The sequence below is a fragment of the Acetobacter sp. JWB genome, from assembly GCF_003323795.1.
Taxonomy (GTDB): Bacteria; Pseudomonadota; Alphaproteobacteria; order Acetobacterales; family Acetobacteraceae; genus Acetobacter; species Acetobacter oryzifermentans.
In genome coordinates, this window is record NZ_CP030871.1 from 1661301 (window position 1) to 1673559 (window position 12259).

At 47.6% G+C, this 12259-nt stretch carries 7 protein-coding genes and 1 pseudogene; all 8 read right to left on the reverse strand.

What is annotated here, in order from left to right; all coding sequences use genetic code 11:
* Positions 1-244: 244 nt before the first annotated feature.
* The 8 genes and pseudogenes from DS739_RS07900 to DS739_RS07935 all read right to left on the reverse strand — a co-directional run bounded on the left by DS739_RS07900 (position 245) and on the right by DS739_RS07935 (position 12114).
* A complete protein-coding gene (locus DS739_RS07900; RefSeq protein WP_006117236.1) occupies positions 245-1585 on the reverse strand; it encodes a sorbosone dehydrogenase family protein in 1341 nt (446 codons plus the stop codon).
* A 342-nt stretch (positions 1586-1927) separates the two neighbouring features.
* The gene (locus DS739_RS07905) at positions 1928-2122 is read right to left on the reverse strand and encodes a hypothetical protein (RefSeq protein ID WP_035350982.1); all 195 of its coding nucleotides are present in this window, start codon (positions 2120-2122) and stop codon (positions 1928-1930) included.
* A gap of 13 nt (positions 2123-2135) precedes the next feature.
* Positions 2136-3275 (reverse strand): cytochrome d ubiquinol oxidase subunit II, encoded by a 1140-nt coding sequence (gene cydB / locus DS739_RS07910; RefSeq protein ID WP_006117237.1) that lies wholly within the window; start codon positions 3273-3275, stop codon positions 2136-2138.
* 14 nt (positions 3276-3289) lie between these two features.
* Complete coding sequence (locus tag DS739_RS07915) at positions 3290-4903, reverse strand: cytochrome ubiquinol oxidase subunit I (protein ID WP_006117238.1); 1614 nt, start codon at positions 4901-4903, stop codon at positions 3290-3292.
* A gap of 64 nt (positions 4904-4967) precedes the next feature.
* A pseudogene (gene cydC, locus DS739_RS07920) lies at positions 4968-6658 on the reverse strand (thiol reductant ABC exporter subunit CydC).
* Complete coding sequence (gene cydD, locus DS739_RS07925) at positions 6655-8343, reverse strand: thiol reductant ABC exporter subunit CydD (RefSeq protein WP_170315340.1); 1689 nt, start codon at positions 8341-8343, stop codon at positions 6655-6657. Before cydD ends, cydC begins: the two are co-directional and overlap by 4 nt.
* 539 nt (positions 8344-8882) lie before the next feature.
* Positions 8883-9572, reverse strand: a complete 690-nt coding sequence (locus tag DS739_RS07930) for a Fe2+-dependent dioxygenase (RefSeq protein ID WP_035350985.1) — start codon at positions 9570-9572, stop codon at positions 8883-8885.
* Between the two features lie 103 nt (positions 9573-9675).
* Positions 9676-12114, reverse strand: a complete 2439-nt coding sequence (locus DS739_RS07935) for a TonB-dependent siderophore receptor (protein WP_006117244.1) — start codon at positions 12112-12114, stop codon at positions 9676-9678.
* Positions 12115-12259: the final 145 nt, after the last annotated feature.

The window sequence follows — 12259 nt, forward strand, 5'->3', positions numbered from 1 at the left end:
CCGTCATCATTATGGCCTGACTAAAATTTACACACATTGTTGTAAATTCATTAACTATGCATCACCACCACATTAGGAAGGCCGAGCCAAGCCATACAGGCTTCTTGGCAAACAAATAGATAGCCGAGCGCGTATGCTTCCATCACGTTGAAAACATACGCATCTGTTAGGCACCAAAATCACATAACTGTGATATTTGTTTTATCATCATGAATATCAGGAAAGGTATTCAAAACAATTATCATTACGGGTTCTGGCCTATGACACGCCACACAACATTGCCAACATCATCAGCAACCAGCAACGCGCCTGCACGATCAAGCGCAAGACCAACTGGTCGGCCATGCACATGTGATTCATCTGGTGTCAAAAAGCCCGTAAGCACATCAATAGGCATTCCTGCTGACCGCCCATCGGCAAACGGCACATAGATTACCTTATAGCCACTTTTAGGCCTACGGTTCCAAGATCCATGTTGCGCCACAAACAATCCATGCCGCCATACGTCAGGGAGTTGCATGGCATCATGAGAAAACGCAATACCAATAGAAGCTGTATGCGCACCAACAGCATAATCAGGCACAACCGCTTGCGCTACAAGATCCGGACGTTGAGGTGAAACACGGCTATCAACATGCTGGCCGTAATAACTGTAAGGCCAGCCATAAAATGCGCCTTCCTTCACGGCGGTAATGTAATCGGGCACAAGATCACTCCCTATTTCATCCCGCTCATTCACCGCCACCCATAGGGCTCCACTGTCTGGCTCAAAGGCCAAGCCATTTGGGTTACGCAATCCGGTTGCATATGGAGTGAGCTTTCCTGTGGATAAGTCAAGTTTGTCTATCCGTGCCCGGCCCTCTTCAACCTCCATTCCATTATCAGCAACATTGCTGTTAGATCCGATAGTTACATACAAAAAGCTGCCATCTGGGCTTGCAAGCAAGTTTTTGGTCCAATGATGGTTATATCCAGCAGGTAGATCCACCACTTTGGTGCCGGGTGTATTAATCTGCGTATCACCATCGTGATAAGGAAAGCGCAAAATCTCATTGGCATTAGCGACATACAGATTATTCCCTATAAGCGCCATTCCAAAGGGAGAATAAAGATGATCCAGAAAAACCGTGCGCGTATCTGCGGCTCCGCTCCCTGATGTATCACGCAGCAGAATAATCCGGTTCGGACTGCTATCGCCCGCACCGGCCTTGCCCATTACAAGCCCAGCAATACGATTTTTAACGCTTTTAAAGTCCGTTTTGGGGGAGTTGCTCTCGGCCACCAGAATGTCACCATTGGGTAACTTATAGAGCCATCGGGGGTGGTTCAGGTTTTTTGCATAAGCTGTAACAGCCAACCCCTGCGCGGGTGATGGTGTTTGTGTGCCCGACCACCCAATAGGCGTTGCAATATTAACCGTTGGGAACAAGGTATGGTTGGGTTTGGGAAGATCAGGACTAGGGCCAAACCCGGCCGCAATGGGCAACTCTGCTGCCTCTGGATGCAGCAAAAGTTTCCACCCAGCGGCACTCATAACCGCAAGGCTCAGCACTCCGACACCGGCCCAGTACACCCATGTTTTCATAACATTCTCTCGGCTCTATGTTACGACCAAGATCATGCACCCAACAAAAAACCTTTGCCCTATTTTTTGGAAGACAAACCAAGAATAAAGCAAGCGTAAGCACAACAGCATGATCGTCTGGTCAATGCGTAGTGCGTGTGTAACATCCGAACATCTCAGTGAGTTCCACACCCTGCCAGCTATATTGTCTGCTTAACCTCATAATCGCGCCACCCGCATCTGCTGGGTGGCGCATTTTTACTTATGGAAACCAACGCCGTCCGCACTGGTAAGCAATTAGGTAAAGGCCCATATATACAACGGGAATAAAGAAAATAATCCGCTCAAGATCACCCATCATGGTTAGATTTCCTCATCGGATGAAAGGTTAGATTGGGCATCCAGCATAATGGCCCCTGCCCCGGAAATCAGGATGATCATGACCGTACCAATCACCCACGCAAAATACCATGGCCCCTGATCCCCCACAAACACGGCAAACAGCAAAGAAACAACAAGAGCAACAGCCAGACCGACCAGACGCAAAAGCTTTGTCATCACGACCTCACAATCAGTAGCTATGGGTATCATTAACGACATCAGCGGTATGAACCTTCCCGCGCATGACGTAATAACACCACGAAGTATAAGATAGGATAATCGGCACAAAAATGGCTGCAACGGCCAGCATGCAGCCTAAACCGTATTCACTTGCCGTGCTGTTCCATACCGTCAAACTTTGGTCTGGCACGGTGGAAGACGGCATGAGAAATGGAAACATAGCGCAGCCGACTGTCGTGATAGTACCGGCCCATGCGCCCAAACCTAACCACCACGCAACCACAGTACGCCCAGCCGACAGCATTGCAGAACCTGCCAGCATGCAGCTTACCCCCATAAGTGGTAACAGCCATAAGGCAGGATGATGACGGAAATTATGCATCCACCCCCCGGCAACCATTGCCACAGATTGACCATGTAGAGGGTTTGCTGGCATGGCCGGATTAACCGGAGCTGTCATAACAAATCCGGGCAGAAACTGCATCCATATGCCACCAGCCACAAACAGGATGGCCGCAAATATACCTCCGGCAATGGCATAATGCCGTGCACGTGCCCAAATGGGATTATCAGCCCGCAACATCAGCATGGCGCCACCTTGATAAATACTTAAGCTGACAGACATAAAACCACATAAAACGGCAAAGGGATTAAGCAGATAAGACAGGAAGGATTCATCCTGATAATACTGCCCCGTCCAGCCAAAATGGTATCCTACTCCTTCCAGAATATTCCCAAACGCTGCGCCATAGATAAACATTGGCACAAAGCCCGAAACAAGAAATACCCAGTCCCAGCTTGCGCGCCACAACTTGCTATCTGCCTTGGAACGATATTCAAACGCTACAGGCCGCAAAATCATGCTGAACAGCAGGGTAATCATAACCACATAAAAAACCGAAAATGATGTGCCGTAGAGTGTAGGAAAAGCGGCAAAAATTGCCCCTCCCCCTAAAATAAACCAGACTTGGTTACCATCCCAATGCGGGCCAATAATGTTGAGTGCTGTACGGCGTTCGGCATCATTGCGCCCTACAAAGCGCAGCAATGTGCCTACCCCCATATCCATACCAACCATGGTGCCAAGGCCAATAAACAGCACACCCAACATAACGGCCCAAACTATCTTCAGTATCGCGTAAAGTTCCATATCACCGTTTCCTGTCAGGAGGCCGTAGGGTGCATGTCAAAGGCTGACGGTTTGGGAGCATGCAGTTGAGCATGTGGTTCCATGCTGTCGTGTTCTGGCCCCAGACGCGCGAACTTGAACATGAGGTAAAGTTCTGCGGCAATAAACACACTATAAAGCAGCACAAAACCAATGAGCGAAAACACCATGTAAGACACGCCATGGCTTGAAGCGGAAAGGAAGGTGGGCAACCATCCGAACACTGTCCACGGCTGACGGCCTGCTTCAGCAGTAATCCATCCAAATTCTGTTGCCAAAATTGGCAAAGGAATTGACCACATGCAGAGTTTTAGAAGCAGCTTGTTATGCTCTAGCCGACGTTTCAGACTGACATAGGCTGAGATGGCAAACAGCGCGAAAAACCATAGAGACAGCAATACCATAAACCGAAAAGACCAGAACGTAACAAATACGTTGGGGAGAATATCGGGCTGAGTTGCTTTCACCACAGCGTCAATCTGATCTTCAGGAATGTTCGTAACATCCTGATTGGGGGCGTGGCGTGCGGCCAACAGGCCGTATCCCATGTCCTGCTCATGCTGTGTAAACAGAGTGAGATCTGCATCGCTATGCGTAACACCATAGCGGCGCAAAGCGCTCACAGCCTCGATACCCGCACGAATACGCGGTCCGGCTGCATCTTCCAGCTCATGCATACCGGTAATGGGTTGGTCAAACGTATGGGTAATCAGTGGAGTGAGCACAAGCGGCACACCAACTTCAAAATGGTTTTCCTGCTTGGCGTCATCTGGCAAAGCCGCCAAAATCCACGGTTCAAACGGCGGTTTGCTGGTGTGCCAAAGGCCTTCGATTGCCGCAATTTTGGTGGGCTGTTTTTCATAATCCAACCGGCCCAATACATCTCCCAACGTAATAACAGCCACAGTGGAGATAATGCCAAATAGCGCTGCCATACGGAACGAACGTGCCGCAAACTGCCGATGCTGACCGCGTAGTAGGTAAAAAGCACTAATACCCATAACAAACATTGCTGCCGAGACGTAACCCGCAACAGATGTATGAACAAACTTGGCTTGTGCATCTGGATTGAAAACCAGATTTACAAAACTTTCAAACTGCATCCGCATTGTTTCAGGATCAAAATGTGCACCTTCGGGCATATTCATCCCGGCGTTGGCAATTAAAATCCATAAGGCTGATAAATTAGAGCCCAACGCCACCAAATAAGTGATAGCCAGATGCGCCTGCTTGCTCAGCCTATCCCAACCAAAAAACATGAGACCTACAAATGTAGATTCCATAAAAAAGGCCATAAGGCCTTCAATCGCTAAGGGTGTACCGAACATATCCCCGAAAAAATGAGAATACATGGACCAATTGGTGCCAAACTCAAATTCCATTGTGATGCCAGTTGCAACACCAATGGCAAAGTTTATTCCAAACAGTTTACCCCAAAACTGCGCCATATCTTTATAAATCTGCCGACCAGTAACAACGTAAACTGTCTCCATAGCCGCCAGCATAAATGTAAGGCCAAGGGTAAGCGGCACAAACATAAAATGGTACAATGCCGTCAGCGCAAATTGAAAGCGCGACAGATCAACGACATTGGGATCAATAAATTCCACCGTCAGATCTCCTGATTACGGTAAAAGCAAATAAAGGTTTGGGGAGGATCAGATCATCGTCGGATCATGGCGCTCTCCCGACCTCATAAAACCGGCCTTCTGCAACGCGCACGATACGGTCCATCAATCCCGCCACTTTGCGGTTGTGGGTAATGCACATGATGGTTGCCTGCGGCGGTAGTGCAGCAAGTAAGGCAGCCATAAGATCCTGCTCCGTCTGTGCATCCAGCCCCTCCGTTGGCTCATCTAAAATGATCCATGCAGGCGCACGCAGCACAACCTGCGCTATGGCCAACCGCCGCGCCTGGCCGCCAGAAAGGCAAATACCTTCTTCACCAACCAAGGTATCAAGCCCTGCTGGCTCAGCCCGCACAAACTCTGCTAGCTGCGCAATTTTTAACGCCTGCCACATTTCATCTTCTGTGGCATTGGAGCGGGCGATCATCAGATTACGCCGAATACTGCCCAGAAATAGGTGAAAGTCCTGCGCAACAACACCAACATGTTGCGACATGGTATCTGCATCAACGTTTTTCAGATCAACGTTGCCAAAACTGGCTGTTCCTTCCTGATAATCATAAAAACGGAACAGCAGATTTATCAGCGTGCTTTTACCTGCCCCCGATGGACCAACCAGAGCGACATGCTCCCCTTGCCGGATCAACAGATTTGCATGCCGAAGCGCCCAGTATTTTGTTTCTGGGTAACGCATTCCCAAATTACAAAAGCACAGATCCAATGGTTGAACTGGAGAGGCTGTTACAGCAGGCAGAGGCACGCATGGGGGCTGATCACATACAGCAAATACGCGCTGCGCTGCCACACGCACATGCCCCAGTAACTGCCATGCTGCTGGCAAAGGCCCCACAACATCAAACGCAGCAAGCCCACCTAACGCCAGCATAGGCAAACATGCCGCAGAAAGAGTGCCTGCATGATAAGCATGCGTAGCAAGAGCCAGCATTGCTACTGCACTTAATGTGCCGATTAGAGTGCTTAGGAAGCGGGCGCCTCCTTCCAGCAGCAACACTTTTTGGCGGCATACGCGAATATTGGTTTGTTGGCGTGCAATATGCTCCTGCACGCTGCCTGCAGCGCCAAGAAACATAAATTCACCCATGCCCTGTAATATCTCCGTCAGATCCGCATGCATAATGTCTTGCTGAAGGCTGATCTGTGCGGTTGCACATGCTGAAAATTTGGCCGCTATCAACGGGATGATGGTTCCGCACAACAAAAGACTTGTCGCCAGCACCAAGGCGGCTGAAACAGAAAAAAGGCCCGTTACCACCACATATGCAGCGCAACAAATGGCCGCCACAGCAAAAGGCAACATGACTTCCAGATAAAACTGCCCCATCCGGTCTGTGTCAGACACAAAACGGAACAGCATATCCCCACTACGTTGCCGAGCCAGAACAGCTGGAGCCTGCGGTGCAAGGCTCTCAAAACTCCATGCCCGCACACGCCCAATAAACCGCAGCGTGGCATCATGCGTCACCACACGCTCCAGGTACCGAGCAAGAATACGCACAGTGGCAAAAAACCTGACGCCTACCGCGGGCAGAAAAATATTGAAGGCATTTTGCGCAACAATCCCCCAAGTCCGGCTACTGCTGCAGCCGCCAAAAGCCATCCAGACAGAAACAACAGCCCAAAATTAGCCAGAGATGCCAACACTGCCAGAGCAAGCCCCATCAGCATTTCACGCCGGATAGGTCTCATAAGCACAGCAAGGCGTGAAAACTGCGTCATGCTGCGTGCTCCAACAGATGTGGACCACTAAAAACCTGCCCCTTATGCACCCTCAATACTTGCTGTGCGTGAGTGATGATTGCCCCACGATGAGCGATCACGATGACAATGCAATGGGTTGCAACATGCGCGATGGCAGTCGCCACACGTCGCTCACTTTCGGAATCAAGGTGGGCTGTAGGTTCATCCAGAATGAGAATTTGCGGCTTCCGCAACAACACACGCGCCAATGCCAGCCGCTGCACCTGCCCACCAGAAAGACATGTCCCGCGCTCACCTATCAAAGTATCAAAACCTTGAGGCAAAGCTTCGATAAATGAGAGCGCATCGGCTTGTCGAGCTACATTGCGAAGGCTTGCAATATCTGCTTGTGGGTTTGCCATGCGTAAATTTTCCGCCACTGTGCCATGTACGAGACAAGGCCGTTGTGGCACCCAGCCAATATTAGATTGCCAATCCTTATGTGCTATGCCGCAAGCATCTTCCGCAACAATGCGCCCTGTAACGGGTGACAACAGGCCAAGCAGCAGACGCACTAACGTTGTTTTACCTGCGCCACTTTCGCCGGTTATCAGGCTGAGTGTGCCACGTGCAAATGTGCAGTTTATGTTGGATAAAACTGGTCTATTCGCTTCATATTCTGCTGACAGATTCTCGCACTTTACAGATACCAAAGTCTCTGTAAGGAGCTGATTTTCATGACGTGCCGCCATCGCTGGGAGCGCAAACAGTTTGCTAATACCTGCCATAGCTGCAGTTGCATTTTGCCGTGCATGATAACTGGCAGAAAAAGCCCGCAGAGGCATAAAATATTCTGGTGCGAGAAGCAGCACCAGAAAAGCAGACTGAAAATCTGCTTTTCCTTCTAGCAAACGGGCACCAAACACAACAGCCACAAGAGCAATGGACAGACTGGCAAAAAACTCCAATACCGCAGAGGTAAGAAATGCCACTTTCATGACAGACATAGTTGTGCAGCGATATTCATCTGCCATGTCAGCCACCGCAGCAACAGCATCCCGCGCGCGGCCAAATAACCGCAAGCTTGTCATCCCTTGCAATGCATCCAGAAAGGATGAACCCAGCAGAAGCAGTTGGGTCCATTGTCGATCCATAATCGCCTGTGCCCGATACCCAACCAGCGCCATAAAAACGGGAATAAGCGGCCCAGTACAGGCAAGAATTAGAAAGCTCCAGCCATCTAGATGCAAAACGGTTGCCAATATCATAAATGGCAAGACAACCATCATGGCAGCACGTGGCATATACTGGGTAAAATAGGGTTCCAGCCCTTCTAGCCCAGCATCCAGCGCCGTAACTGTCGCCCCTGTTGCGTGGCCGACCATACCCACTGGGCCAACATTAAACAAATGTTGTAACAGCTCACTCCGCAAATTAGAGATCAAGCGCAGGCTACCTTGTGCGGCAACCATATCGGCAGCCCATTGCAACAGCGCACGAGCAACCAGAAAAAACACCAACCACTTTAAGGCTGGAATCTCATCTGCCAAAGAGTGATGCTGAAAAGCAAGACCAGCAACAATTTGCGCGAAAACAGTAAGTTGTAGCACCAATAATACGGCAGCAACGCCACCAAGCAGCACAGATGCACCAAGCCAAAAGCTTATGCGCCGCGTAAAGCCCGCAAGAGTTTTGTTGCCCGAAGATTGCATCATCACTTTCACACTCATTGACCCATACCCCCACCATCACAAAAAACCGGATGAGGATTTAGAATGCGCCATACCTCAATTCATAGTTAATGTAATTATGTATTTATTTATGTCAAGATATCTTGGGAAGGGATATTTTCGAAAATATGATTTATAAAAATATAGAATATCTAAAATTTTTGGGATTATGCGCCCTTTAACTTACATATTTTTATTAACTATCTTCACGCTAAATAGGCATGAAGAAAGATTTCTGGTTATGCAGGGTTATGAATAGATAAGGCATATGATCGAGGCACAGCCTACAGAACACATGATGCTAATCTGCTTCTAGAAGAACGCTTTTAAGGAACAACACGGCACACTCCTCCGCGTGTTCGTCATGACCCAATGCGTAATAGCGCACATGAGAATACCCATGTACGCTTTAAACTGGCCAAAACGCTGATAATAATTAAATTAAAAAATAATACAGAAGAGTTATATACTAAAATACTATAAATAATTATGATGATAAATATACGTTTATTATGGTAATTATAAATTATTTATTACAGAATACACCACTGGCGCATCAAATTATGATAAGTATTTGTAAGTGCTAAAACAGTATGATCCGTATCCCCTAACCTTTCGCGCAGAGATATAATCTGTGTATCCAGATCAAACATAATTTGCCGACGGCTTTCTTCCGCTATCATTGATTGTGACCAAAAAAATGCAGCCAGCCTTACACCCCGCGTAACTGGTGCGACACTATGTAATACCGTGGTAGGATATATAACCATATCACCAGCAGACAACTTGACCGATTGCTCTGTGCCATTGGCATACATAATCAGTTCTCCACCATCATATTCTTCTGGCGCAGAAAAAAATAATGTTGAGGAAACATCTGTACGAATGCGCGTATGAATGCCGCCAGCAAAAACACCCCGGATAGCATTATCAACATGAGCACCAAAATTCATACCTCCTTTATATTTGTTAAATAAAGGAGGCGTTACTTTGTAAGGTAAAACTGCACTATTAAACGTGGCATTTCGCCCTAAAGCGCGCAAAACCACTTCACCCAACTCCAAACAGATGTCTGAATGACGCGGCAACTGTAGATTGTTCTTGCTTTTTGCAGATTGCGCTCCGGCTGTTTCCCGCCCATCCGTCCATTCCGCTGCCTCCAACTTCATCCGACAATAGGCAAGCTCATCAGCCGTCAGAACAGAAGGAATGCGCAGGAACATAGTCAAAAACTTTTCTAATAATTGATGAATGTTCTATTTTTATATTAGAAACGGAAGGAGCACTTTTTATACGCTCCCTCCGTTATTTCTGGCCGCAAGCCTATCAATAATCCGCTGCCAAATTGAACAAAAATGCCCGCCCAATAGATGGTGTAACACGGTTACTGAACAGATTTCCGTAATTCAGACGATTAGCAAGATTGTAACCATTCATCGTAACTTTCCAATGCTGATCGAAACGATGGGAAACAACTGCATCAAACTCTACGTTTGCTGGAACACGCGCTGTATTGGCGTTATCAAGAAACACACCTTCCCGCCATGTCATCCCTCCGCCTACAAGAAAATTGTAGGGCTTAGAAGGCGCAATCTCATATGTTGTCCAAACCGTTGCCTGGTTTCTGGGAACATACTGCACCTGTTTACCAACATCTGTGGCTGTGCCAGAAAGCGTTTTGCTATCATACCGTGCATAAGTGGCAATCACGTTCCAGTTTTTCATGATCATGCCAGAAACACTCAGCTCCACACCCTGGTTGCGCTGCGTATCGCTGGTTGGCGTAACAGTACCAGAGCTTGGGTCTGTTTGAATGGAATTACCCTTTTCCAAACGAAAAACAGAGGCAGCAAAACCAATGCGATCATGAAAAGCTGAATATTTAGCCCCTAGTTCATAAAGCCGGCTACGTTCTGGTTTGGAGCCTTGATCCTTCAAGTTCAATGGTTCAGAACTGTTTGTAACATACAAGCCCAATGGCGTTGTTGATTCCGACCAGTTAAAGTAGATCATGCCGTGATCATTAGGCGTGTACATCAAGCTCACGTTAGGGTTAAATGTATCCTGCGTCTGCCCCATATGCACATCCGGTTTGGCGTAGCTTCCACCAGTCATGCTGTAATGCGTATCCCAATGATCCCACCGAAAACCTGCCCTAACAGAAAACCACGGGGCAAGCTGGGCCTGTTCTGAAAAAAAAGCCCCTACATCTGTTGCATCGCCTGTTTTCCATTTTTTCTGCCCAGCTGTAGCTGTGTTGACCAACCCTCCGGGCATAGAAGACCCATTTACAACATTCAGCCCCGGCACGATTGGAGATGGATCCAGAAGATTTACGTATTGACGCGCAACTGCATTATTATAGGCAAAATTTTCGCGGCGATCATACACATGCATGATATCTACGCCGCCAATCATTTCGTGCTTCACGCTACCTGTATCAAACTTGGCAACTGCAGAAAGCACATTTTGCACAGACCAATCATTTTGCTGATACGGATTTGGCCCAAACACGCCACCAGTTCTGGAAAGCTTGGCCGCTGCCGCATTCCCACCAAAGAAATCGGTATTACAATTATAGGCAGCCCCATTCTTGAGCCCACCGCTGGCATTATAAGAGAGCTGACTGCTTGTGCAGCCTTCCTGTGAAGCAGAAAAATACCGGCTATAAAGCCCACCGCGTGTATCATTATACACAGTAACGTAGGGAGAAGCCTCCCACTTTAAACGCCCTGTTAGCATATCCACACTGGAGTTATCCTGATCAAACGTGGTGCCATACCAATTGGTGCGTTTGACACCATATTCTGTGGCTGGTTTGCCATAAGCCGCTCCCGGTTTTTTCAGCACAGGCACACCGTAATCTGGAACACGATTATCTGTTTGGTGAAAGTATTCTAGGGTATAAGAAAGCTTTTTTCCCATACCGAATGTAATAGACGGTGAAATACCCCATCTGTGAGAATAAACATAATCTCGCCCGACAGTATTGTTTTCATTCCCCATGCCTGTAATACGGATACCAATACTATCCGTAAGCATGCGGTTAAAATCCAATGTGCCGCGATAATATTGTCCGCTTCCGCCAGAAAACGAAGCGCGAATATGATTTTTTAATGTGGGTGTTTTGGTTGTAATATTAATAGCGCCGCCTGTGGTGCCATTACCAAATACCTGTGATGATGGACCTTTAATAACGGCCACATTTTCGTAATCAAAGCTATCACGCGTATAAACACCAAAATCGCGTAAGCCATTTTCATAAATATCATTCTGAGCGGCAAAGCCTCGGATCAGAAACTGATCTCCTGCCATTCCGCCTTCACCTTCCCCAACGGAAGCCGTAATACCCGGAACGTTTTTAAGAGCCTCATCCAGAGATTTCACATTCTGCTGCTGCATGAGAATTTGCGGCACCACGTTAATAGTTTGCGGGGTATGCAAAGCATCATGCGGCATTCGGCTAATACCCATGGGTGTCCGAAGCGTGTTCATGGGGGATGCAGTAACCACCCATTCCTCTGCCTCTGAGCCATCTTTCTGCTTGGCAGAATGCGGCCCTTTCTTACCTGATGTGGCAAGAGTTGCTTTGGATGAAGCATCTATGGCTTCCGGGGCCTTCTGATTTTTAAGAGACTGCCCTTCTGCTGCGGCAGACGCTGCGTATGCATCCCCTGTTAGCAATGAAAGTGTACCCCACCCCATAGCCAAGCCAAACATAAAAGAAGATGTAGGTATCTGCCGAGATGAAGATAAATCTGTCATGAGACTTTACAAAAATATTAATGCGAATGAGTTGCATATAGAATTTTCCGCGAATGATTCGCAACTTAAAGATTATTAAAATAATTTTATGATATCTATATTCTTATAAATATATCAATATGCACACTCAATTAGAAAAGTATAT

Excerpts from the sequence above, each read along its gene's own strand:
- DS739_RS07930 (WP_035350985.1), bottom strand. The coding sequence starts at position 9,572 with ATGTTCCTGCGCATTCCTTCTGTTCTGACGGCTGATGAGCTTGCCTAT.
- DS739_RS07905 (WP_035350982.1), bottom strand. The coding sequence starts at position 2,122 with ATGACAAAGCTTTTGCGTCTGGTCGGTCTGGCTGTTGCTCTTGTTGTT.
- cydB (WP_006117237.1), bottom strand. The coding sequence starts at position 3,275 with ATGGAACTTTACGCGATACTGAAGATAGTTTGGGCCGTTATGTTGGGT.
- DS739_RS07900 (WP_006117236.1), bottom strand. The coding sequence starts at position 1,585 with ATGAAAACATGGGTGTACTGGGCCGGTGTCGGAGTGCTGAGCCTTGCG.
- DS739_RS07935 (WP_006117244.1), bottom strand. The coding sequence starts at position 12,114 with ATGACAGATTTATCTTCATCTCGGCAGATACCTACATCTTCTTTTATG.